Below are 21,017 nucleotides of genomic sequence, written 5' to 3'. Positions count from 1 at the left end.
AAGGTTTGTCATGAGGATTCCTGAAGCACGCGGGGCCGCGAGCACGGCTCTGCTGGAACTGCTGCCACAGGCACCGAACAGCGAGAGCATTGATGCGTTGGCACTCGCGGTGCAGGACGCGCTCGGCCAGACCACCGGAATCCTTGCAGATGATGATCTGCAGCTGACGCTTTTCTGTCTGTATGAGCTGCACTACAGCGGTATCGACCTGGCGCATGCCGAATGGGAGTGGGAGCCGGGACTGATCTCGATCCGCCGTAAGATCGAGCGGACCTTTGAAGCTGCCCTGCGTGACGTCGTCGAACTTCCCTCATTGCAACCGCGGGACAGCGACGGCGTGGCGGCAGTGCTGTTCGAGCTGGCCGCTGCCGACACTGGACCGAGCGTCTCTCGGTTCGTCGCGAAGAAGGCCTCGCTGGAACAGGCCCGGGAATTCCTGATTCACAAGTCCATCTATCAGCTGAAGGAAGCTGACCCGCATACCTGGGCCATTCCCCGCCTGAGCGGCAGGGCCAAAGCGGCCATGGTTGAGATCCAGGCTGACGAATACGGGGGAGGACGCCAGGATCGTATGCACTCGGCCCTTTTTGCGCGCACTATGCGAGGCCTGGACCTCGAGGACAGTTACGGGTGCTACGTCGACGCAGTCCCTGCCCTGACGCTTGCTTCGACCAACATGATGTCGATGTTCGGGCTGAACCGCCGCCTTCGCGGCGCCATCGTGGGCCACCTCGCGGCGTACGAGATGACCTCATCCCAGCCGAACCGTCTCTACGGGAACGGTTTCCGTCGTCTTGGCTTCGAGGAGGACGTCACCTGGTATTTCGACGAGCATGTCGAGGCCGACGCTGTTCATGAGCAGATTGCCGGACGGGACCTGGCCGGCGGGCTGGTCGAAGCAGAGCCGGAGCTGCTGGAAGACGTGTACTTCGGTGCCGCTGCAGCGTTGACGCTGGACGGCATGCTCGGTGAACACATCATGGCCGCCTGGGAGAAAGGTGAGTCGTCCCTGCGGACCACCGCGCCAGCACGAGCATGACTCCACCTGCGGCCACATACATCCTGCCGCTGCGCTGGACCGAGGACTGTGGCATTGAAGCGCTCGCAGCGTACCTCGGCGAGGTGGTGCAGTGGGCCGAGGTGATTGTTGTCGATGGGTCGCCGGATGAGGTGTTCGCCCGTCACGCCGCTGCTCTCCCTGCATCCGTCCGCCATCTCCGGCCGCGCCACTCCTGCCGCAACGGCAAGGTGGCAGGTGTCCTCACCGGTCTGGCGGAGGCCTCCTGTGAGCGGGTGGTCATTGCCGACGACGACGTCCGTTATGCCGAGCGCGCGTTCCGCCGCCTGGTGGATCTACTCGACGAGGGTCACGTGGTCCGCCCCCAGAACCATTTCCTATCCTGGCCCTGGCATGCCCGCTGGGACACCGGCAGAACGCTGTTGAACCGCGCTTTTGGTTCCGACTTTCCGGGTACCCTGGGTGTCCGCCGCTCAGTCATGGACGCGAGCGGCGGCTATGACGGTGACGTCCTCTTTGAGAACCTGGAGCTGCTCCGCACGGTTCGTGCCTTAGGTGGGACGGAAATACGGGCGGATGATCTCTTCGTCGGCCGGATCCCGCCGAAAACGGGTCACTTCGGCCGCCAACGGGTCCGGCAGGCGTACGACGACTTCGCCCAGCCGCTCCGGCTGCTTCTGGAGCTGTCGCTGCTTCCCGCATTGATCCTGCTGGTGCGCCGCTTCGGCGCGGGGGCCTGCTTGCCTGCCGCCGCCGTCGTCGTCGGTGTGGCGGAACGAGGACGACGACGGCGGGGCGGCAGGGCGGTGTTCCCGCCAACGGCTGCGCTGTGGGCGCCGGCATGGGTGGCCGAGCGAATGCTTACCGTCTGGGCCGCGCTCGGCATGCGGTTGGCCGGTGGCGTCCCCTACGCGGGCTCACGGCTGCCGAATGCCGGAAATTCCTCGCGGGCGCTGCGTCGGAAGTATGCGCACGTCCGCGTTGTGCCGTAGCCCGAACAAAGAACTGGCACAGGATTGACTGGTTCCCGGGCTTCCGGGATAGCCAAACCTGCGCCAGTTCTCGAAGCAGCCGGACCGACCTAGGCGTTGTTGTCGATCTCGTTGTAGTCGGTACGGTCGATCTTCCGGTGGTACCGCATGCCGGCCAGTCCGCCGAGTACAGCACCCGCCAACGCGGCAAGCAGGGCTACTACGACAGCGATGATGCCGGCAGTGGTCAGTGTGCCTTCGTTCAGCGGAAGGCGGGGGAAGCTGTTCAGGTTGGCGAGGACGTCAAACTGAGAGCCGAAAATGAGCCCCAGAACTGCGACCAGCACAGCGATGATGATTGCCCAGAGCCAGACGGCGACGCCCTGCTTGGCTCCGTTGAACCGTGCCATGCGTCCGGCGACATACCCTCCGCAGTAGTAGGCCACCAACAGGATGACCAGCAGGATGATCGCGCTTGTTATCCCCACGGTCTGCGGGTTCTGGGATGCCTGGTTGGTTGCTTCGTTCAGGTTCGTGTTGGTCGACAGGCCGAAGGCAGCGCCGGCGGCCGCGACCAGAGCGGTGAGGATGACCGCCATGCCTGTAGCGGTGAGCCAACCGAAGAACGCGGCACCGAACTTCATGCCGCCGAACGTCTCTTTCTCGCGCTGATGGAGCGCATCCCTTTCCGCCCCGACAGGAACCGGCGCAACGCCGTTGTTGCCGTCACGGCTGCCGTCATAGTCGCGGTCGTAGTCCCGATCATCCGGATCCAGCTTCCGCGGGCGACGGTCCTGATTATAGGAATCCCTACTGGAGGACACCGGTACTGCGGCGGTCCGCTCGTCGCGGTCGTCAACGCCGTCATTGTCGCGGTCTACGTTCATCGCGCGGGTCTCCGGTTGGGATCGGCGTGCATCGGCGCGGCTGGATCCGCCCACATCCGGTGTCAGGGAATCATCCGCGTGCTTGGGGCGGTAGTCCCGATCGTTGTTCCCTGTTCCTGGTGTACTCATGATGTCTCCTGATTTCAGGGCCCTAAGGCAACTTAATAAGCAACCTTAGTATTTCGGTGTGGCGTGTACAAGGGCGCCACACCTGCCGATGGCATGCTTAGGAGCATGGACTGGGAGATTCTGATAACTGTTATTTGCGGCTTGGCCATAGCGGTTGGCGTGACCGGAGTGGTGATTCCGATCCTGCCCGGCAGCATCCTCATCGTTGTGTCGCTGCTGGTGTGGGCGCTTACTGTGACGAGCGCTTCCGGTTGGACCGCCCTTGCGATCGGCGGAACCTGCGCGGTGGCGGGTCTTCTCGCGGGGACCATACTGACGGGGCGCAAACTGCGTCAGCGGAAGATACCGGGACGATCCATCACAATCGGGCTCGTGCTTGGCGTGGTGGCCATGTTCATCATCCCTGTGGTGGGCTTGATCGTCGGCTTTGTTGTGGGCCTACTGTTGAGCGAGACTGCCCGTCTTCATGACTTTCGGGCTGCCGTGTCGTCGAGCGGAGCGGCACTCAAAGCCATGGGCGTGGGCATCCTGGTCGAGCTTCTGCTGGCCTGCGCGGCGGGCAGCGCATGGGTTCTCGCCGTCTGGGCGCATTTCTCCACGCGCTGACCCGCCCACTTGCCCTGCTACCGCCTGTAGCCGCGGGTCTTTCCACGCGAGTACCTGGTGTTGGTCCGGCCCTGCTGGCGCTTACCGAGCAGTTTCGAGGCAATAACCGGAGCGAGCATCCATAGGATCTTCTTCAGCATCTTGTGCGCCTTTCGTGGAGTGAGCCTCCATAGTAAGCACACTGACTATTCGGATGTCGACCGGTCCGCGACGAATAGCCTGAGGGCTTCGAGCTGGGCGAGCCTGCACTCCGGCTTGAGATACATCATGTGCCCGGCCTCGTGGTAGTGATGCGAAATCCGCGCCCGTGCCTCTTCCCGGAGATTCATATGCGCGAACACATACTCCGCCGCGAAGTGCGGTGTGGCACCGTCCTGGTAGCCATAATCAACGTGAACCCGTAGGGCCGGGTTATGCACCATGAGCCGCTCAAGCACATCGCTCACGTCAACTGGTGCACCTTCGAATGTCCGGTAACTCCACGGCTGCACACGCGCGGTAAGAATCTCATAGGGGAGATCGTTCTCGTATCCGAGTTCGGCGCGTACATAGTGGTTGATCGCTGCTGCGAATGGCCCGGTGATGGCCCGCATGCTTGGGTCGTCCGTCGAACTTGAGGACTGAAGGTTGGCCGGCGGAGCGGTGAAGCGCCCATCGATCCGGCCCACCACCAGTCCTTCAGCCCGCAGCAACTCAGCAGCGAACTCGTGATAGGCCCACCGCAAATTGGTTCGGCGGATGAAGTCCTCGCCCAGGGTGGTGAGGGCACTGAGGCGGGTCACGACGTCGTCGTACTCGCTTTGCGTGAGTCGATTGCCCTGGGTCAGTGCATAGCCGTAGTCACGGGAGGCGAATTCTTCCGCTTCACGGACGACGTCGGAGAGCTCCCGGCCGGGATGGCGACCGTGATAGTGCGCAATCGCCGCATAGGTTGGCAGGTGCAGGGCGTACGGGGTGTCGCTGCCGGGGAAGAACCGGAGGGTCGACATGTTGAGTACGGTCGAGATGAGCCCCAGACCGTTGACGGTCATCCCGTAAGCGTCGAACAGTCGGCCCGCTACAGCGACCGCGCGGAGCGTTCCATAAGACTCGCCGACCAGGTATTTGGGCGAGAGCCACCGGTTGTTGCGCGTGGTCCACAGGCGGATGACCTCGGCGACCAGGTCCCGGTCCTCGACAAAGGCGTGGAATTCGTCGGTTTTCTCGCCCTCAATGACCCTTGAGAATCCGGTGCTGACCGGGTCGATCAGAACGAGGTCGCTGTGTTCGAGGAGGGTCTCCGGATTGTCGACCAGGCCGAACGGCGGGGGAGTCATGGCGCCGACGTCTCCCGAGTTCACCCGGCGCGGTCCAAGGAGGCCGAGGTGCAGCCACACCGAGGACGAACCCGGGCCGCCGTTGAACGCGAAGGTGACGGGCCTGCTCGAGGCGCCGTTGTCCTGGGTGTAGGCGACCACGAAGATCTCCGCCTTGGGTTTGAACCCCTCGGATTTGCCGTCTTTGGTTTCTTCCCGTCGCAGCACGAGCCTGCCGGTGGTTGTGGTGTAGGCAAGCCCTGACGGTGCGGTGTGCTGCCGCGTCACGAAGTCGTCGCTGACCTCTTTTACTGCGGCCGGTTCAGTTTTCTCGGCAGTGGTGTCTTCAGTTGCGAATTCTTCAGCCATACCCTGAGCCTAGCGGTGGTTGTAATAGGCAACTACCCCTGTCTCGAGGTGCGGACCGCGGGCTGAACGTCGGCGTTCCATGGCTGACGCTGTTCGGGCCGGGCGAAGAACAGGGCAGCGATCAATCCGACCACGACAACGCATGCGGGCAGCAACAGCGACTGCCCCATGGCCGCCGCGTACTCACCGGCGCGCTCCGGAGCGTCCACCGCACCGTTGGCTACCAGGCGTGCCTGCATGATCGCAGCAATCCCTGCGCTGCCAATGACGGCTCCCACCTGCCGCGTGGTGTTGTAGACACCGGAACCCGCACCGGCGAGCGACGGCGCAAGGTTTCGGGTGGCTGTCAGCGAGACCGGAGCCCAAACTCCTGCGCTCGCGAGACCGATCAGTGCGAGGGGCAGGAGCAGTTGCCAGATAGGAGTGTCCGGTGTGAGCAGCGACGCCAACCAGAAGAGTGCTGTGGCCATACCGGAGAATCCGAAAATGGCCATGTACTTCGGGTTGCCCCGCTGTACGAGTTTGCCGACGAACGGCGCCAGGACACCGGAGATGACGGCCATGGGAGTCAGGAGCATTGCCGCCTCGGTGGGCGACAGATTGCGGACGTTCTGCGCATAGAGCATGAGCGGGAGACTCATGGTGGTGACCGTGAAGCCCATCGCGGAGATCGCCGTATTCGCGAGCGAGAAGTTGCGGTCCCGGAAAAGCTTGAGCGGGACGAGCGGTTCCTTGCGGTTGAAACGCTGCCAGACAAGGAAGGCCGTGAACAGTACGGCGCCTGTGATGATCAGGGACCATACCGAGATGGGACCGACGATAGGTCCCCAGTTATGACTCTGACTCTCCTGTAGCCCGAACACGAGGCAGAACATCCCGGCTGCGCTGAGCACCACGCCGAGGAGATCGAACGAGTGACTTGTGGTGGTCAGTTCCGGTACCAGCCGGTAGGCAAGCACCAGTCCGACGACGCCGACCGGCACGTTGACGAAAAAGATCCACTCCCAGCCGAGCGAATCCACGAGAATTCCGCCCAGGATTGGTCCGACGAGGGTGGCAATGCCCGCTACGGAACCCCACAGCCCCATTGCCGACCCACGCCGGTCCGGCGGAAAGATGCGGGTGATGACCGACATGGTCTGTGGGGTCATCAGCGCCGCACCGAGTCCCTGAAGGACGCGGGCGATGATCAGAAGCTCAATGGTGCCGGCAAAACCACACAGGGCGCTGGATGCCGTGAAAACGGCAAGACCGGCCAGATAGACGCGACGTGGCCCGAATCGGTCACCCAAGCGGCCCGTGATCAGCAGCGGAACGGCATAGGCGAGAAGATAGGCGCTGGTCACCCAGATGGCACTGTCAATGTCAGCCTGCAGCCCCTGCATGATGGCCGGGGTAGCGACGGACACGATGGTCGAGTCAACCAGGATCATGAAGAACCCGATGACGAGCGACCAGAGCGCCGGCCACTCCCGAATGTCGGGGGCGGAGGATTGCATGGTTTGAGGGTACAGCCGGGCGCTGACATTTGGTTCTCCGCCCAGGTGCTGGGGTATCTTGGTTGCTGCGGGGCCTTAGCTCAGTTGGTAGAGCGTTTCGTTCGCAATGAAAAGGTCAGGGGTTCGATTCCCCTAGGCTCCACTTTTCGCCTTTCACGCGTGGGCACGACGGGTGAACCCATCTACTGCAAGTAACAAGCAACCTCAAGAGTCTCTCTCTCGCGTTTCTTTGCACCCATTTTTCGGGCATACCCGGGGTTCGATACACGTTCACTTTCAAAGAGTGGTACAAGAGAATTATCCGTGGAGCAGCCGGCTACAAATCCCCGATCCGGACCACGTTGGGAAGAGGCGGAGATGTCGGACATCGATTCATGGACCACAGAAAGGCTTCTGACCACCGCTGCTCGACTGACTGAGAATGCCTGGAATGAGCGTCTTCTCTCTCTTGGCATTACGCACGCTGCCTTCATCACGCTCCGTGCGATCGAAGCGCATGGTCCCCTTTCACAGGTGGAGTTGGCCGAACAGCTGCACGTCACCGCGCAGACTGTTGGTCGTACGCTGGCACGTCTTCAGCAGCAGGGGCTGGTGGCTCGGCAGAGCAGTGAGAGTGACCGTCGAACATCAGTAGTGAGTCTGACTGATCTCGGCGCATCACGGCTCTCAGAGGCTGAACGGCATGAGCGCGAATTCATGCTGGCGCTTCACCGCGCATCACCTCAGTTGCGGCCCTTGCTGCAAAACCTTATCAATGATCTAACGGCTCCCCGCCGTGGTCGCGCCCGTGGGCCTGATCAACAGAATTAGGGGCAAAACAGAACCGCCGGTGCTGCACCATGAAATGCGCAGCACCGGCGGTTCTGATGTATGCCGTTATGGGGTGTTCGAACTGCTCTGAACGTTGGACTTGGCGTCCTGCGCGCGGTCCTTGACGTCAGATGCCGCGCTGGTGCCCTCTTCCTTCACGGTGTTCACCGACTCCGTAGCACTCTGCTTGACGGAATCCACCGCCTCCTGGGCCGGCTCTTTCAAGCCCTGGGCTACGTCCTTGGCCGCGTCGGTGACCTCGGACACGAGGGGTTGTGCCTTTTCCTTCACGGCCTGAGCCGCTTCCTTTTCCTTCTGGCTCGCCGGAAGGAGCGACGCCGCGAGGAGCCCGGCACCGAATGCGATCAACCCGGCCGCGAGGGGATTTCCCTGCGTCTTCGAGGTGACCCGCTGGGGTGCGTCGTGGAGTGCATCGCCTGCGCTGTGGGCTTTGTCCTTCACGGTCTGCGACGCGCCTTGCGCGCTGCCCTTGGCAGAGTGGGTGGCGTCGTGTGCCGACCCCATCACGCTGTCTTTGGCCGACTGCGCCGAGCCCATCACGCTCTCTTTGACGTTGCCAAGGGCGTTCTTGACCTTGTCGGTCTGGCGATGGGCGATGTTCGACGGGCTGACCTTGTCGGCCACGGCGTCGACGTCGTTCCCTAGCTCGCGACGGGTGCGTTCGATGTCCGCGCGGATTTCATCAGGTGTCTGGTTCATGGCGTGTGCTCTCCTGGTTTCAACGTAGGCGGAATTTCCTTGGCTGTCTCAGCGGTCTGCGGCATGCCCTTGATCGACTTCATCTCTTTCTTGCCCTTGAGTGCGAGAACTGCGGCAATGATGCCCCAGATCAGTGCAACGATCACGGACGCCCAGCCGAGATTGAGGAAATCAATCGCTGCAAGGCCCCACATCAGCGCGAGGGAAAGGAAAAGAAGTACGAAGTGCCCGGCGACGGCTGCGCCACCGAACATACCTGCGCCCTTACCGGCGCGGGTTCCGGACTCGCGCAGCTCAGCTTTTGCAAGTTCAAGCTCCTGACGCATCAGGGTTGAGAGGTCACGGGTGACCTCTCCGAGCAGTTGCCCGAGGGATGCATCCGACCCTCTATCGCCGTCCGAAGGCGGTGGCGGTTGTGCTGCATGCGATCCAGCCGCGTGCGAGCCGTGGAGGTGTTGTTCAGTCATTAGCGGAAGTCCCTCCCTGATTCAGGGCCGGTTACGCCCGGCTCGGTGAACGGAGTGGTGGGGGTGACGGTCGGCGTCGTGGTCGGGGGAGCTACCGGCGGGGTATCGATGCCGGCGCCGTACGCTGGCAAGTCCGTACCGTACTCGTCCGGAACCGGCGGATAGGTGGCGACATGCTGTCCGCCGCCAACCGTGCCGGAGGGCCCACCGGTTGAGGGCGAACCGCTCGAGTCCGATCCTCCGGCCAGACCGCGCGTGAGACGGCCGGCGAGGAGCCCGGCTCCGGCCGCAATCAGCAGGAACGCACCAGGGCGACGGCGGGCGAAGCCGGTAACCTCATCGAGCAGCGATCCGGGATCGCGGCCTTCGAGCCAGGATGCTGCGCTGTCGGTACGCTGGGCGACCTGCTGGACGAGCTGCTGCGCGGTGCCACCTTCAGACTTGTCAGCCATGGACTTGAGCTCGTCGGTGAGGGACCGGAGCCCGTCCGTAACGCGCTGCTGCTGCGTGCCGGCCTGGCTCTTGAGGTCCGACCCAAGCTGACCAACGAGGTTCTTGGCCTGGGAGCCGGCCTCGTGGGCAACATTCTTTGCTTCTGACCCTGCGGTCTGTGCGACGCCCTTGGCTGCGTCCACGCCCTGCCGCCCTACATCCTTGGCCTCATCCTTCGCAGCAGACGTAGTGGACTGTCCCGAGGACGAGTAGCCCTGTGTGCCCGGCGTTGAGGTGACCAGCGGGTCTTCTGACCAGTTCGTTGTGCTCATAATGACTCCTTTATTGATGTGGAGGACTCCTGGGAAGTAAGTCATCGCATCTACACAATAAGCATGCTTAGCATATGATCACAAGACCGCAACGAAAACTCTCCGCATAACCGACAAGCTCGTCGAGTCCTGTATGGACAGCCAGCTTAGTATCCTTATCGGTGAAGCGACTAGGGCCGCGGCAAGGAAAACCAGGGAGACACCATGACTTCGCCAGCATCATCACCGAGGAACGACGACGTCAGTATTGTGGCGTGCCCTGATGGGCCTTTGCTGGTGAGGGGAGAAGTTGCCATCGTGACGCCTGCGGGGGAACCCGTGCCGCGCCGCCGCAAGACCGTGGCGCTGTGCCGGTGTGGCGCGTCGACCATCAAGCCTTACTGCGATGGCTCCCATAAGCTCATCAACTTCCGCACCGATCCCGACCTTCCTGCCGATTCAGGAGTAGCAAAACGAAGAGGTCGCTGACCCCGCCCTCAGACGATGTCAGCGACCTCTCGGATCACCTTTGCGGATCACTCCACGATGTACATTCCGTTCCAGCCTTGGCCAATCTTCTGCGAGCCGGTGAAGCGTCCGGTTCCGCTGCCGGTGTAGAGGAGTAGGTCGCCGCTGCTGTTGCGGGCGATCAAGTCGGCATTGGAATCGGCACCCCATGGTCCCGGGCCGGCGAAGGCTGTCATTCCGTTCCAACCTGCTCCGGGCTGTGACTTCGCCAGGAAGCCGCCCCTGCCGTTTCCTGGATACAGATGCAGACCGCCACTGGAATCGCGGGCCAGGAGATCAGACTTGCCGTCGCCGTTGAAGTCGCCGGTGCTCAGCATTGCAGTCATATCGTTCCAGCCCCAGCCGATCTGCGCGGGGACACCCCATCCACCTTTCCCGTTGCCCGGGTAGATGTGGAGGTTTCCGTCACCGGCGCGTGCGACTAGGTCGGCGAAGCCGTCACCGTTGAAGTCCCCAGGAGTCACGATCGCAGTCATCGATCCCCACCCGCTTCCGACTTGCACGCCGGATTTCACACCGCCTGTTCCTGTGCCGGCGTAGAGCCAAAGTTTCCCAGCACTATCCCGCGCCATGATGTCGGGGATTCTGTCCCCAGTGAAGTCTCCGGGCAGCAGGATCATATTCATGCCGCTCCATCCCCACCCTATTTGCACCCTGCCGCTGAACCGTCCGGTAGAAGTGCTCGGGTACAGCCAGAGGTTGCCAGCTGAATCGCGAGCGACGATGTCCGGATTGCCGTCCCCGTTCATGTCCGTGCGGCCACCTGATGCAACTACAGGGACCGGGGCAGGGGCGGGATTGGTGGCCACAGGAACGCTGGCGCTGATGGTCACTGAGGCCGCCGTATCCGAGACTGAGTTGATTCGGACCGTAGTCCCGGCATGGGTCGTGAAGACACTGCCCGTCTGCCAGGCCGTGTTGGTTGCGTAGTAACCCGTGTACGGCTTGCTGGATGGCATCAGGAGGACCGAGGACGCCGGCGTAAGGCCGCCGCTCTGAACAACTTTCACGCCACGGTTACCGGCGGTGGCCGTATTCGCGTCAAAACCGACCGGGACCCTGAGCTCAAGGTAGTAGATTTCGCCGCTCTTCGGGTCGGTGAACTTCAACGCCCGATTTGCGCTGGTGCCAGCCCAGGGGCGAAGGGTATACGTCTTGCTGCCGGAGGCCACACCCACGTTGAGGATCTCGTCCCCGCGGCCGAAGGCACCGTAGTCCCAGAAGCTCGAGCTGATGGCGGGGGTGTCGAACCATCGGGAGATACCCATCAGGTCGGAGGTATCACCGTAGTGGCGGATTGAGCAGTCCGTCCCGAAGCTGGCCGTGTCCGGCCTGCCGCTGGTGCACTGCAGCGAATCAGCGTGCATAAGGCCCAGCACATGGCCGAACTCGTGAGTCACCACGTTGGTGGTGAAGTTGCTCAGCGACGATGTGTAGGGCATCAGGATGCGGCCGCTGGTGCCACTGCTGCTCCAGCCGTACCCCAGGTAACCCTCCTTAAGGGGGGTGGGGATGAAGACGACGAGGGCCGTGTAAGGGCTGTAGGACCACTTCTGCTCGGCGGTGACCTTGTTCATAATCTGGTCATACGAATCCGTCGATTTTGCCGCTGATTTGAAGTTCAGCGATTCAGTAGCCACCGTCATGGTCAGGCGCCCGTTGGACATGCTCTTCCAGTACTCGCTGGATTTCGCGATGGCGGTCCTTGCCGCTGCCGCGGGAACCAGTGCTGTACTGTCCGCGAGATCGACGGTCACCAGTCGAACCTTGATGTCACCCCTCCGGGCCAGTGTTCCCCCGGCGCCGAGTGGGGACATCGCTGCCCCTTCCAGTGCGTGGGTGTTCAGGTCATGTCCGTGGCCGTCGAGCGATGTTCCGCCCTCATAGGTGTGATCGGGGTAGGACGGAATGCCACCGGGGAAGAGGTCACTTAGATCGGCCGGCGCAGCCTCCGTATGTGCGACCTCATTGGAAGCAGTTTCGGCCGGCGCAGTTGTAGTCGGGTGGGTCTGTCCGGCCTCCTGGGTTGCAGCAGGTGCGGGCTGAACGGACTGTGCCGCCGCCGGGTGCACGCCGACCGAGAGGCTTGCCGCCAGGAGCAGGATGCCGGTGAGCGCAGCAGTGGAACGCTGAAGTGAAAGCATGAAGGTCCTTGGTGGTACGAGTGGATTGGAGCGAGCACCGCCGTGTCCCCCGACGGCAGCGCCCGACCGCTCGAATAGGCGGCGCTCAAAAGCTCCGCACCAAGTATAGGTTTAGCAATCTCCGGAAAATCGCCGGGAATTCACAAAGGATTGTCCAAGGACCCGCAGTTTTTCCTCAAGATCCCCGCAGGAAGAATGTATGGCGTAATTATCGTGAATTTCTAATTGCATAGAGCAATTAGGACAACAATTACGAATGGGAAATCAGGAAGCGTTGCGGGCGATGCCCATCGACTCAACAACCGTCGCCGGCCGCGACCCCAGCTGTACGACGACGGCCTGCTCCGACATCATGACCGGCCGGTTCAAAGCCATTTGTGCGATGGCCAGCAGGAAGACGGGAATGGAGAGCAGGATGAAGGTCACCAGCGCGTACATGGCGATGATCGCATGTACGGGGGAGTGAAAGAGACTGGCGATGAACGCTGCGCTTCCAAGCCAGGTCCACAACCAGAACAGTGCGACAGCATAGATAACTGTCCGGGCACGCCGGTACTTCAACGGATAATGCACCCGCCGCCGTTTCATTTTATTGTGACCCCCAGGTCTCACGGATCCCGCGCCCCGCGAGTTCCTCTCATGATAATAAGCCCCGGGAAAGCTTTTGTCGCCCGGCAGCCACGCCAAAAGAATCGACACGGCTGCCGAGCGATGAAAAAGGTTAGAGGAAGCGCACGTGGTCGGGCGTGAGATCCTCTACCCGAGTTACTCCCAGCAGTTGCATGGTGCGGGTAATTTCTTTCTCCAGGATTCCGATCGTGCGATCCACTCCAGCCCTGCCGCCGGCCATGAGGCCGTACAGGTAGGCCCGTCCGATCAGCGTGAAGTCCGCTCCCAGGGCGAGGGCTGCCACGATGTCGCCGCCGCTCATGATCCCGGTGTCCAGCATGATGGACGTCTTGCCCTTCAGCTCGGCAGTGACCTCGGGAAGGAGTCGGAGCGGGATGGGTGCGCGGTCGAGCTGGCGGCCGCCGTGGTTGGAGAGGACGATGCCGTCGGCGCCATGGTCAACTACTTTCCTGGCGTCGTCGAGGGTCTGGATGCCCTTGACGACAAGGTTGCCCTTCCAGACCTGACGGAGCCAGTCCAGGTCGTCGAAGGTCAGGGTCGGATCGAACATGGAGTTGATGAGATCCGCGACGGTGCCGGAGTAGCGGTTCAGGGAGGCGAACGCCAGAGGTTCATGAGTCAGGAAGTTGAACCACCATGCGGGGCGGTAGGAGGCGTCGATGACCGTCTTTACCGTCAGGGCCGGCGGGATGGTCATGCCGTTGCGGACATCACGGAGACGGGCACCGGCTACGGCGGTGTCCACGGTCACCATGAGGGTGTCGTTGCCCGCGGCGGCCGCGCGCTCGATGAGTTCCATGGAACGTTCCCGGTCCGTCCAGAGGTACAGCTGGAACCAGTTGCGCCCGGTCGGTGCCGCCTTGGCCACGTCTTCGATCGACGCCGTGCCCATGGTGGAAAGCGTGTAGGGGATGCCTGCGGCTTCAGCAGCCTGTGAACCGGCATACTCACCCTCCGACTGCATCATGCGGGTGAAGCCCGTGGGTGCGATGCCGAACGGCAATGCAGACTCCTTGCCGAGAACAGTCACCGAGGTGTCGACCTTCTCAACGTTCCGCAGGATGCCGGGGCGGAACTCGATGTCCAGGAACGCTTCGCGTGCCCGTCGAAGCGTGATCTCTGCTTCAGCTGCTCCATCCGTGTAGTCAAAGGGCGCGGTGGGTGTGCGGCGCTTTGCGATGGCCCGCAGGTCTCCGATGGTGTTTGCGCGGCTTAACCTGGCGCTCTGGCTGAACTCGGGCTTCTTGAACTGCATCAGCGGGGCAAGATCAGCAACTTTGGGGATCCGGCGCTTGAGCGCCTCAGGCCTATTGGACATGAGAAACCTTCAGGTCGAGATGTGGGCCGACCACAGTAGCGCGGTGTGGTCTGACCATGCAAGCTAAACTTGCCGCATGCGCACCCATCAGCTTGTTCAGTCCTGGCTCGAGAATCAGCTCGCCGCCGGCAGGCTGGCGGTCGGTGATCGACTCCCGGGTGAACGAACGGTGGCGGAGCAGCTGGGCATCTCACGGGCGTCCGCGCGAGAGGGAATCCGTGTCCTTGAGGCGATGGGCATAGTGCGGGCCGGTGTCGGTTCCGGCCCAGGTTCGGGCACGGTGATCACAGCCAACCCCGGAGCTGCCCTTGGGTCCGCGCTTCGTTTGCACATGGCGACGTCGCATCTTCCGGTCAATGACATCGTCGAGACACGGTTGCTTCTCGAGACCTGGGCTGCCGCCCACGCCGATCCGTCAGCAATGAGTGAGGCTGCAGCCCTCCTGGATGCAATGGACTCCTCCGCGAAGGATGAAAAGGAATTCCTGCGGCTGGACGCCCTCTTCCATGTCGCCGTCGCTGAAGCGGCAGGCAACGTACTGATCGGCGCGATGATGTCATCGCTGAGAGAGTCCATAGAGGGGTACACGTTAAAGCTCACGCGCACCCTCCCCGACTGGGAGGCAACCTCTGCACGCCTGCGGGCCGAGCATCGCGACATCCACGCCGCTATCCAGAACGACGACGGCGCCCGCGCCGCCGAGATCGTTGCCCGCCACATCGAGGGGTTCTATGCGGAGGCCGGCTTCTAGCCCCGGCTACTAATCGTCAACGGCGTGCAGGCCGGTGCGGCCGCGGACCTGGCGCTGGGGCTCTGCAAGTTCCTCAATGGCTGCCCGCAGGTGCGAGCGCAGTTCCGGAGACAATAACGCTTCATCCGACACCAGCGTGCGCTCGATGTCGCGGCCCTTCTCGAGCGTCGCCCGGCCCTTCTCTGTGATTCGGACCGTCTGACTGCGCCGGTCGTCGTCTCCCCTGGTGCGCTCGATGTGCCCCCTGGCCTCTAGCCGGTTAAGGGTTTTCCCAATGGTCTGCGCCTGTACGTGCACCAGCTCAGCAAGCTGTGCCTGTCTTAACGGACCGTAGGACGCCAGAACGGCCAGGGCTGTAAACCCGGCGTGCGTGACGTCCAGCTCCGCGAGGCGCTGATTCCATGATTGCTCAACCAGCCGCGCCGCTGTTGTGAGGAGCCGGCCTGTCGACCAGGCTGAAAGATCGGGCATGCGCTTTCACCTTCCCTGTCGAACCGTTTATCCATCTAATCATCAGCTTACTTATGATTGGTATGGAATCAACCGTGCTACCCGGGCAAGGTGCCTGTCAACCCGGACTGGTTCGAGAGGAGGGCCCTGAGAACCCATTCCGACGCGTCGGCAGTGAAGCGTCCGGCGTCGTTCATTGCGGCTGTCAACGAGGGTGCAGTATCGGCAAGGCTGCGCGCATGTACGACGCCGTTTGCCGCTAGTTCCGGGGCCGACAGCGTGATCCGGCCTGCGACCGCAACGACCGGAAGACCACGGGAATGCGCGCGGTTGGCCAGGCCAAGAGGTGCTTTGCCGAACTGGGATTGCGCGTCAAGCGAACCCTCTCCCGTGAGTACAAGATCTGTCGCCGCCAACTTGGAATTCAGTCCGGTCAGGTCGGCGACGAGGTCGAAGCCGGGCTCAAGCGATGCGTTAGCGCAGGCAAGGAAGGCCGAGGGAAAACCGCCTGCGGCCCCTGCGCCGGGCTGCTGAACGTCTACGCCCGTGGTGTCCAGGAGGAGCCTGGCCCAATGAGCGAGCGAGGCGTCAAGAGCCTCGCGAAGGTCCGCGTCGGCGCCCTTTTGCGCGCCGAAGATGTTGGCGGCGCCATCGGGTCCGCACAGCGGGTTTTGCACGTCGACCGCGATGCGCAGTTGAACGTCCTGAAGCCGCGGGTCCAGGCCGGACAGGTCAAGCACGGCCGCCCGCGACAGGGCGAGTCCACCCAGCGGAAGCTCCACGCCCTCGGCATCGAGGATTCTCGCGCCGAGCGCGCGCAGGGCCCCGGACCCACCGTCGGACATGGCGGAGCCTCCCACCCCGAGCACCACCTCGGTGGCGCCGGCGTCAAGTGCAGCGCTCAAGAGTTCGCCACTGCCGTAGCAGTGGGCTGAGCCCGCTGTCCCGGGGGTCGGCATGACGAACTCCAGTCCGCTGGCTCGCGCCGTCTCAATGACCGCAACAGAACCGGTGAGCGCCCAGGGTGCAGTCACCGAGTCCTCAAGAGGTCCGCGGACGGTCGTTTCGTGCCGGACTCCACCCGCCGCCAGTACGGCCTCCAGCGTCCCTTCCCCGCCGTCCGCGATGGGCTGCAAGGTGATGTCAGCCTCCGGCAGGACGCGGCGGACGCCGGCGGCCATCGCCTCAGCTGCTTCGGCCCCCGTCAGCGTTCCCTTGAACTTGTCGGGTGCAACCAAAATCCTCATGATGCCGATCCAGCTCCTGCCGATTCACGGATAACAACTTCGCCCAGGACGGGAGCAGGAAGCTCCTGATCCGGGTTCAGGGCAAGGTTCGCGGCCTCTTCACCCAACTGCTCGAGCGGCAGATGGACCGTGGTGAGGGCGGGGGAGTAGTCGCGAAGCGTGGGAATGTCGTCGAAGCCCGTGACGAGTGCATCCGCCGGTACGGAGACACCGAGTGCACGTAATCCCGCGATGGCACCGATCGCCATGACGTCGTTGACCGCGAGCAGGCACACCCCCCGCTCACCCCGGAGCTCCTCCCAGCAGCGCTGGGCGGCTTCGAAGCCGCCCTCACGGTCGAAGCCGCTCCGGACGACGGCGACCGGTTCCAGCCCCGCAGCAGTCAGCGCCCCAGTAAAACCCGCAACGCGATCCCGGGCGGTGTTCAGCTCACCGGGACCGGCCAGAATGGCGAACCGGGTGTTGCCGAGGGCGACCAGCCGGGACACCAGAGCGGCGGCGCCGTCGGTATTCCCCACCGGTACTGTGAGTCCGGATCCGGGCTGACCGCCGATGGTGACCACCCGCCCGCCGTTCTGCTGGTAGCGGGCAAGCTCCTGTTCGAGGTCCGGATCACTGTGTGCGCGTCGCGAACCGGCCAGGATGATTGCGTCGGTGCGGTGGGAAGCAAAGGCGCTGACGGCGTCGTGCTCGGCGCTTTCCGAGGGGTCGGTGCTGGCGAGCAGCACCTGACGCCGGTAGTTCCGGGCAGCGTGCTGGACCCCGCGGGCGATCGAGGAGAAGTACGGGTCGGAAATGTCGTGGACCACCAGGCCGACCAGGCCTGTGGAGGAGCGGGCCAGGGCCTGCGCCTGCGCGTTGGGAACGTAGCCGAGCTCAATCGCGGCTGCGCGAACCCGTTCGGCAATGTCCTCCGCCGGGCGGCGTGACGAGCCGTTCAGGACCCGTGACGCCGTGGCCAGGGAAACTCCGGCGTGGCGGGCTACGCCGGACAGGGTTACAGCTGCCACCTGGCTCCTTGATGTGAGGGGTTCCGCCTATTGAGTGCAGTCGACGTGCCGCTGAACGCCTCGCGGCGTCATGAGGTGCACTCAGTGGAAGAAGGGGGTTGACGTGGTCTCGATCACCACTCTATATTGGAAAGCGCTTTCCACCAACATTCTTAGCCCTCTGGGAGTACAACGTGACTGAGACCAAGACCATCCGCATTGCGATGAATGGCATCACCGGTCGGATGGGGTACCGGCAGCACCTGGTGCGCTCCATCCTTCCCATCCGTGAGCAGGGTGGAGTCACCCTCGCTGACGGATCGAAGGTTCAGGTAGAGCCCATCCTCGTAGGACGCAACGAAGCGAAGATCCGCGACCTGGCCCAGCAGCACAAAGTCGAGCACTGGACCACCGACCTGGACGGGATCATCGCCGATCCCACCGTTGACGTCGTCTTCGATGCCTCCATGACTTCGCTGCGCCCTGCAACCCTCAAGAAGGCCATTGCAGCCGGCAAGCACATCTACACCGAGAAGCCCACGGCCGAGACCCTCGACGAGGCGGTTGAGTTGGCGCGCATCGCCCAGGAAGCCGGCATCACCGCCGGAGTTGTCCACGACAAGCTCTACCTGCCGGGCCTGGTGAAGCTGCGCCGCCTGGTCGATGAAGGCTTCTTCGGCCGCATCCTTTCCCTGCGCGGCGAGTTCGGTTACTGGGTCTTCGAGGGAGACCACCAGCCCGCACAGCGCCCCTCCTGGAACTACCGCAAGGAAGACGGCGGCGGCATGACCACCGACATGTTCTGCCACTGGAACTACGTCCTTGAGGGCATCATCGGCAAGGTCAAGACCGTCAACGCCAACACTGTCACCCACATCCCCACCCGCTGGGATGAGCAGGGCAAGGAATACAAGGCAACGGCCGACGACGCCGCCTACGGCATCTTCGAACTGGAGACCCCCGCCGGCGATCAGGTGCTCGCGCAGATCAACTCCTCCTGGGCTGTGCGCGTCTACCGTGACGAGCTCGTTGAGTTCCAGATCGACGGTACCCACGGCTCCGCCGTCGCGGGCCTCAACAAGTGCGTTGCCCAGCAGCGAGCCCACACCCCCAAGCCGGTCTGGAACCCTGACCTGCCCGTCACCGAGTCCTTCCGCGACCAGTGGCAGGAAGTACCCGCGAACGGCGAACTCGACAACGGCTTCAAGCTGCAGTGGGAAGAGTTCCTCCGCGACGTTTCGGCCGGCCGCGAGCACCGCTTCGGTCTCCTCTCCGCAGCCCGCGGCGTCCAGCTTGCCGAACTCGGACTGCAGTCCTCCGCCGAGCGCCGCACTCTCGACATCCCGGAGATCACGCTATGACCTCGCTCTACCTTCCATCCTCAACCGGTTCGCTGGAGCGCTACGAACTCGCTCCGGCGACCACGTGGGCGAAGCCGACCGCGCCGCTGACCGCGCGTCATGCCTACGCAGCCGCCCACGTCATCCCCGAGGTCACCGCTGACAACACCCCCGGCGCGCCTGCGGTCCTCGACTGGGACACCACTCTGGCCTACCGCCGGGAGCTGTGGTCCTACGGGCTCGGTGTCGCGGATGCCATGGACACCGCGCAGCGCGGCATGGGCCTGGACTGGGCTGCCACGCAGGAACTGATCCGTCGCTCCGGCGCGGAGGCTGCCGCCGTCGTCGCCTCGGGTGCTGACGCGACCCGCGGCAAGACCGTCCGCGACCTGCTCGCCTGCGGTGCCGGCACGGATCAGCTGGACCTCGCGAGCCTGCCGTCCGGCAGGGCTGGGCTGAACGCCGTCGTCGAGGCCTACCGGGAACAGATCAAGGTGGTATCCGACGCCGGTGCGAAGGTCATCCTCATGGCTTCCCGCGCACTCGCAGCGGTTGCGCAGAGCCCGGCCGACTACCAGTACGTCTACGGAATCCTGCTCGCCGAGGCTGATGAGCCCGTGATCCTGCACTGGCTCGGCACCATGTTCGACCCGGCGCTGAGCGGTTATTGGGGCAACAGCGACGTGGATGCCGCAACCAGCATCTTCCTGGACCTCATCCGCGCGCAGCCTGAGAAGGTGGACGGCGTCAAGGTGTCACTGCTCGACGCCGCACACGAGACCGCGCTGCGGGCAGCACTTCCAGAGGGCGTGCGTCTCTACACCGGCGATGACTTCAACTACCCCGAACTCATCCACGGCGACGGCACGCACTACTCGGATGCCCTGCTTGGCATCTTCGCGGCGATCTACCCTGCCGCTTCGGCAGCCCTTCAGGCGTACGACGACGGCGACGCGGACCGCGGGCGCGCAATCCTCGACTCCACCCGGGAACTCGGCAAGCACATCTTCAGCTCGCCGACGTTCTACTACAAGACCGGTGTGGCGTTCCTGTCCTGGGTCAACGGCCACCAGCCGGGCTTCCAAATGGTCGGCGGCCTGCATTCCGGACGCTCGGCGCTGCACCTCGCCGAGACTTTCCGCCTTGCGGACCAGGCCGGGCTGCTGCGCGACCCGGAGACCGCCGCACACCGCTTCGAATGGCTTCTGGCGAGCTACGGAGTGGGTGCATGAGCCGTCTCTCGCTGAACACAGCGACCACCAAGAACATCACGCTTGCCGAAGCGGTTGCCCTCTCTTCGGATGCCGGGCTCTCGCACATCGGTGTCTGGCGCGACCGGGTGGCCGAGGTCGGTCTGGACAAGGCCGTGCGGCTCGTGTCCGAAGCCGGACTGCAGGTCTCGAGCCTGTGCCGCGGAGGGTTCCTCACCGCTGCGGACGAGGCCGGGCAGGCAGCTGCGCTGGCCGACAACACCCAGGCAATCGTCGAAGCGGCGACGCTGGGCACCCGGGAGCTGATCATGGTGGTCGGCGGACTGCCGGCCGCCGGCGCGCTCATCGGTGGTGCCGCCGTCGACCCTTCAACTCCGGGTGCGAAGGACGTCGCCGCTGCCCGTCAGCGGGTCGCTGACCGCATCGCCGAACTGGTGCCGGTGGCTCAGGAGCACAACGTGCGCCTGGTGTTGGAGCCCCTGCACCCGATGTACGCGGCGGATCGCGCGGTGCTCTCGACACTGGGTCAGGCGCTCGACCTTGCGGCGTCGTTCCCGGCGGAGACCGTGGGCGTCGTCGTCGATACCTTCCACGTGTGGTGGGATCCTGCGCTCGAGTCCTCGATTCAGCGTGCGGGTGCCGAGGGGCGCATTGCGTCCTATCAGGTATGCGACTGGAACCTGCCCATTGCGGCGGACGCACTGCTCTCCCGCGGCTACATGGGTGACGGGTACATCGATTTCGAGACCATCACCCGCTGGGTTGCCGCGACCGGCTACGCGGGACCTGTCGAGGTCGAGATCTTCAACCAGGAGATTTGGAATTCGCCGGCTGCCGACGTACTGGCCACGGTGAAGGCCCGCTACGAGTCCCTCGTGGAGCCCTACCTTTAGGC

The 21,017-nt window shown here is 63.6% G+C and carries 22 protein-coding genes and 1 tRNA gene; 10 read left to right on the top strand and 13 right to left on the bottom strand.

Annotated elements, in window-relative coordinates; genetic code table 11:
- Positions 1–10 precede the first annotated feature (10 nt).
- Positions 11–1,039: an iron-containing redox enzyme family protein gene (locus M1D74_RS14910; protein WP_458115809.1), complete on the top strand. Its 1,029-nt coding sequence runs from the start codon at positions 11–13 to the stop codon at positions 1,037–1,039.
- On the top strand, positions 1,036–2,010 hold the full coding sequence (locus M1D74_RS14905; protein WP_458115808.1) for a glycosyltransferase: 975 nt from the start codon (positions 1,036–1,038) through the stop codon (positions 2,008–2,010). The genes M1D74_RS14910 and M1D74_RS14905 overlap by 4 nt, the downstream gene beginning before the upstream one ends.
- Before the next feature lie 89 nt (positions 2,011–2,099).
- On the opposite strand, the gene M1D74_RS14900 is transcribed toward M1D74_RS14905, so the two are convergent.
- Positions 2,100–3,005 (bottom strand): YrzE family protein, encoded by a 906-nt coding sequence (locus tag M1D74_RS14900; RefSeq protein WP_458115807.1) that lies wholly within the window; start codon positions 3,003–3,005, stop codon positions 2,100–2,102.
- A gap of 105 nt (positions 3,006–3,110) precedes the next feature.
- Here M1D74_RS14900 and M1D74_RS14895 point away from each other — a divergent pair, with 105 nt between their 5' ends.
- Positions 3,111–3,611: a DUF456 domain-containing protein gene (locus M1D74_RS14895; RefSeq protein ID WP_309071779.1), complete on the top strand. Its 501-nt coding sequence runs from the start codon at positions 3,111–3,113 to the stop codon at positions 3,609–3,611.
- Positions 3,612–3,628: 17 nt separating this feature from the next.
- On the opposite strand, the gene M1D74_RS14890 is transcribed toward M1D74_RS14895, so the two are convergent.
- From M1D74_RS14890 to M1D74_RS14880, 3 genes are read right to left on the bottom strand one after another with little or no spacing between them, the layout of a single operon-like run.
- Positions 3,629–3,751, bottom strand: a complete 123-nt coding sequence (locus M1D74_RS14890; protein WP_309071778.1) for a hypothetical protein — start codon at positions 3,749–3,751, stop codon at positions 3,629–3,631.
- Positions 3,752–3,796: 45 nt separating this feature from the next.
- Positions 3,797–5,275, bottom strand: a complete 1,479-nt coding sequence (locus M1D74_RS14885) for a S10 family peptidase (RefSeq protein ID WP_458115806.1) — start codon at positions 5,273–5,275, stop codon at positions 3,797–3,799.
- A 32-nt stretch (positions 5,276–5,307) separates the two neighbouring features.
- Positions 5,308–6,774, bottom strand: a complete 1,467-nt coding sequence (locus M1D74_RS14880) for a DHA2 family efflux MFS transporter permease subunit (protein WP_458115805.1) — start codon at positions 6,772–6,774, stop codon at positions 5,308–5,310.
- A gap of 69 nt (positions 6,775–6,843) precedes the next feature.
- Here M1D74_RS14880 and M1D74_RS14875 point away from each other — a divergent pair.
- Positions 6,844–6,916 (top strand) — tRNA-Ala (locus tag M1D74_RS14875).
- A 215-nt stretch (positions 6,917–7,131) separates the two neighbouring features.
- Positions 7,132–7,584, top strand: a complete 453-nt coding sequence (locus tag M1D74_RS14870) for a MarR family winged helix-turn-helix transcriptional regulator (protein ID WP_458115804.1) — start codon at positions 7,132–7,134, stop codon at positions 7,582–7,584.
- A 66-nt stretch (positions 7,585–7,650) separates the two neighbouring features.
- On the opposite strand, the gene M1D74_RS14865 is transcribed toward M1D74_RS14870, so the two are convergent.
- The 3 genes from M1D74_RS14865 to M1D74_RS14855 are packed head-to-tail and all read right to left on the bottom strand — an operon-like array spanning position 7,651 to position 9,535.
- Positions 7,651–8,304, bottom strand: a complete 654-nt coding sequence (locus M1D74_RS14865; protein ID WP_458115803.1) for a DUF3618 domain-containing protein — start codon at positions 8,302–8,304, stop codon at positions 7,651–7,653.
- Positions 8,301–8,771, bottom strand: coding sequence for a phage holin family protein (locus M1D74_RS14860; RefSeq protein ID WP_309071234.1), 471 nt, complete (start codon positions 8,769–8,771; stop codon positions 8,301–8,303). Before M1D74_RS14860 ends, M1D74_RS14865 begins: the two co-directional genes overlap by 4 nt.
- Positions 8,771–9,535: a hypothetical protein gene (locus M1D74_RS14855; RefSeq protein ID WP_309124039.1), complete on the bottom strand. Its 765-nt coding sequence runs from the start codon at positions 9,533–9,535 to the stop codon at positions 8,771–8,773. The genes M1D74_RS14860 and M1D74_RS14855 overlap by 1 nt, the downstream gene beginning before the upstream one ends.
- Positions 9,536–9,739: 204 nt before the next feature.
- Between M1D74_RS14855 and M1D74_RS14850 the strand changes: the two genes are divergently transcribed.
- Complete coding sequence (locus tag M1D74_RS14850; RefSeq protein WP_458115802.1) at positions 9,740–10,003, top strand: CDGSH iron-sulfur domain-containing protein; 264 nt, start codon at positions 9,740–9,742, stop codon at positions 10,001–10,003.
- Between the two features lie 47 nt (positions 10,004–10,050).
- Here M1D74_RS14850 and M1D74_RS14845 read toward each other — a convergent pair whose 3' ends face one another.
- From M1D74_RS14845 to M1D74_RS14835, 3 genes are all read right to left on the bottom strand, one after another.
- The gene (locus M1D74_RS14845) at positions 10,051–12,186 is read right to left on the bottom strand and encodes an FG-GAP-like repeat-containing protein (RefSeq protein WP_458115801.1); all 2,136 of its coding nucleotides are present in this window, start codon (positions 12,184–12,186) and stop codon (positions 10,051–10,053) included.
- A 264-nt stretch (positions 12,187–12,450) separates the two neighbouring features.
- Entirely contained in the window at positions 12,451–12,774 is a 324-nt protein-coding gene (locus M1D74_RS14840) for a hypothetical protein (protein ID WP_458115800.1), read from the bottom strand.
- 133 nt (positions 12,775–12,907) lie between these two features.
- The gene (locus tag M1D74_RS14835) at positions 12,908–14,134 is read right to left on the bottom strand and encodes an alpha-hydroxy acid oxidase (protein ID WP_458115799.1); all 1,227 of its coding nucleotides are present in this window, start codon (positions 14,132–14,134) and stop codon (positions 12,908–12,910) included.
- A gap of 76 nt (positions 14,135–14,210) precedes the next feature.
- On the opposite strand from M1D74_RS14835, the gene M1D74_RS14830 reads away from it, so the two are divergent.
- On the top strand, positions 14,211–14,885 hold the full coding sequence (locus M1D74_RS14830) for a FadR/GntR family transcriptional regulator (RefSeq protein WP_458115798.1): 675 nt from the start codon (positions 14,211–14,213) through the stop codon (positions 14,883–14,885).
- A gap of 9 nt (positions 14,886–14,894) precedes the next feature.
- Here the strand turns inward: M1D74_RS14830 and M1D74_RS14825 are convergent, their stop codons facing one another.
- The 3 genes from M1D74_RS14825 to M1D74_RS14815 all read right to left on the bottom strand — a co-directional run bounded on the left by M1D74_RS14825 (position 14,895) and on the right by M1D74_RS14815 (position 17,592).
- Complete coding sequence (locus tag M1D74_RS14825; RefSeq protein ID WP_309071241.1) at positions 14,895–15,356, bottom strand: MarR family winged helix-turn-helix transcriptional regulator; 462 nt, start codon at positions 15,354–15,356, stop codon at positions 14,895–14,897.
- Between the two features lie 77 nt (positions 15,357–15,433).
- The gene (locus M1D74_RS14820) at positions 15,434–16,582 is read right to left on the bottom strand and encodes a glycerate kinase (RefSeq protein ID WP_458115797.1); all 1,149 of its coding nucleotides are present in this window, start codon (positions 16,580–16,582) and stop codon (positions 15,434–15,436) included.
- A complete protein-coding gene (locus M1D74_RS14815; protein ID WP_458115796.1) occupies positions 16,579–17,592 on the bottom strand; it encodes a LacI family DNA-binding transcriptional regulator in 1,014 nt (337 codons plus the stop codon). The genes M1D74_RS14820 and M1D74_RS14815 overlap by 4 nt, the downstream gene beginning before the upstream one ends.
- A gap of 203 nt (positions 17,593–17,795) precedes the next feature.
- Between M1D74_RS14815 and M1D74_RS14810 the strand changes: the two genes are divergently transcribed.
- From M1D74_RS14810 to M1D74_RS14800, 3 genes are read left to right on the top strand one after another with little or no spacing between them, the layout of a single operon-like run.
- Positions 17,796–18,932 carry a Gfo/Idh/MocA family protein gene (locus tag M1D74_RS14810; protein ID WP_458117195.1) on the top strand — a complete coding sequence of 379 codons (1,137 nt, stop codon included), beginning with the start codon at positions 17,796–17,798 and terminating at the stop codon, positions 18,930–18,932.
- Positions 18,929–20,143 carry a dihydrodipicolinate synthase family protein gene (locus M1D74_RS14805; RefSeq protein WP_458115795.1) on the top strand — a complete coding sequence of 405 codons (1,215 nt, stop codon included), beginning with the start codon at positions 18,929–18,931 and terminating at the stop codon, positions 20,141–20,143. Before M1D74_RS14810 ends, M1D74_RS14805 begins: the two co-directional genes overlap by 4 nt.
- Positions 20,140–21,015 carry a sugar phosphate isomerase/epimerase family protein gene (locus M1D74_RS14800; RefSeq protein WP_458115794.1) on the top strand — a complete coding sequence of 292 codons (876 nt, stop codon included), beginning with the start codon at positions 20,140–20,142 and terminating at the stop codon, positions 21,013–21,015. The genes M1D74_RS14805 and M1D74_RS14800 overlap by 4 nt, the downstream gene beginning before the upstream one ends.
- Positions 21,016–21,017: the final 2 nt, after the last annotated feature.

Source organism: Arthrobacter sp. D2-10 (genome assembly GCF_054161285.1).
The sequence above is the reverse complement of the archived record's forward strand: the minus strand, read 5'-3'. Positions and strand labels throughout refer to the sequence as shown.

Bases quoted from the DNA above. Each gene is read 5' to 3' on its own strand.
- M1D74_RS14910 (WP_458115809.1), top strand. From the start codon at position 11: ATGAGGATTCCTGAAGCACGCGGGGCCGCGAGCACGGCTCTGCTGGAA.
- M1D74_RS14905 (WP_458115808.1), top strand. From the start codon at position 1,036: ATGACTCCACCTGCGGCCACATACATCCTGCCGCTGCGCTGGACCGAG.
- M1D74_RS14900 (WP_458115807.1), bottom strand. From the start codon at position 3,005: ATGAGTACACCAGGAACAGGGAACAACGATCGGGACTACCGCCCCAAG.
- M1D74_RS14895 (WP_309071779.1), top strand. From the start codon at position 3,111: ATGGACTGGGAGATTCTGATAACTGTTATTTGCGGCTTGGCCATAGCG.
- M1D74_RS14890 (WP_309071778.1), bottom strand. From the start codon at position 3,751: ATGCTGAAGAAGATCCTATGGATGCTCGCTCCGGTTATTGCCTCGAAA.
- M1D74_RS14885 (WP_458115806.1), bottom strand. From the start codon at position 5,275: ATGGCTGAAGAATTCGCAACTGAAGACACCACTGCCGAGAAAACTGAA.
- M1D74_RS14880 (WP_458115805.1), bottom strand. From the start codon at position 6,774: ATGCAATCCTCCGCCCCCGACATTCGGGAGTGGCCGGCGCTCTGGTCG.
- M1D74_RS14870 (WP_458115804.1), top strand. From the start codon at position 7,132: ATGTCGGACATCGATTCATGGACCACAGAAAGGCTTCTGACCACCGCT.
- M1D74_RS14865 (WP_458115803.1), bottom strand. From the start codon at position 8,304: ATGAACCAGACACCTGATGAAATCCGCGCGGACATCGAACGCACCCGT.
- M1D74_RS14860 (WP_309071234.1), bottom strand. From the start codon at position 8,771: ATGACTGAACAACACCTCCACGGCTCGCACGCGGCTGGATCGCATGCA.
- M1D74_RS14855 (WP_309124039.1), bottom strand. From the start codon at position 9,535: ATGAGCACAACGAACTGGTCAGAAGACCCGCTGGTCACCTCAACGCCG.
- M1D74_RS14850 (WP_458115802.1), top strand. From the start codon at position 9,740: ATGACTTCGCCAGCATCATCACCGAGGAACGACGACGTCAGTATTGTG.
- M1D74_RS14845 (WP_458115801.1), bottom strand. From the start codon at position 12,186: ATGCTTTCACTTCAGCGTTCCACTGCTGCGCTCACCGGCATCCTGCTC.
- M1D74_RS14840 (WP_458115800.1), bottom strand. From the start codon at position 12,774: ATGAAACGGCGGCGGGTGCATTATCCGTTGAAGTACCGGCGTGCCCGG.
- M1D74_RS14835 (WP_458115799.1), bottom strand. From the start codon at position 14,134: ATGTCCAATAGGCCTGAGGCGCTCAAGCGCCGGATCCCCAAAGTTGCT.
- M1D74_RS14830 (WP_458115798.1), top strand. From the start codon at position 14,211: ATGCGCACCCATCAGCTTGTTCAGTCCTGGCTCGAGAATCAGCTCGCC.
- M1D74_RS14825 (WP_309071241.1), bottom strand. From the start codon at position 15,356: ATGCCCGATCTTTCAGCCTGGTCGACAGGCCGGCTCCTCACAACAGCG.
- M1D74_RS14820 (WP_458115797.1), bottom strand. From the start codon at position 16,582: ATGAGGATTTTGGTTGCACCCGACAAGTTCAAGGGAACGCTGACGGGG.
- M1D74_RS14810 (WP_458117195.1), top strand. From the start codon at position 17,796: ATGAATGGCATCACCGGTCGGATGGGGTACCGGCAGCACCTGGTGCGC.
- M1D74_RS14805 (WP_458115795.1), top strand. From the start codon at position 18,929: ATGACCTCGCTCTACCTTCCATCCTCAACCGGTTCGCTGGAGCGCTAC.
- M1D74_RS14800 (WP_458115794.1), top strand. From the start codon at position 20,140: ATGAGCCGTCTCTCGCTGAACACAGCGACCACCAAGAACATCACGCTT.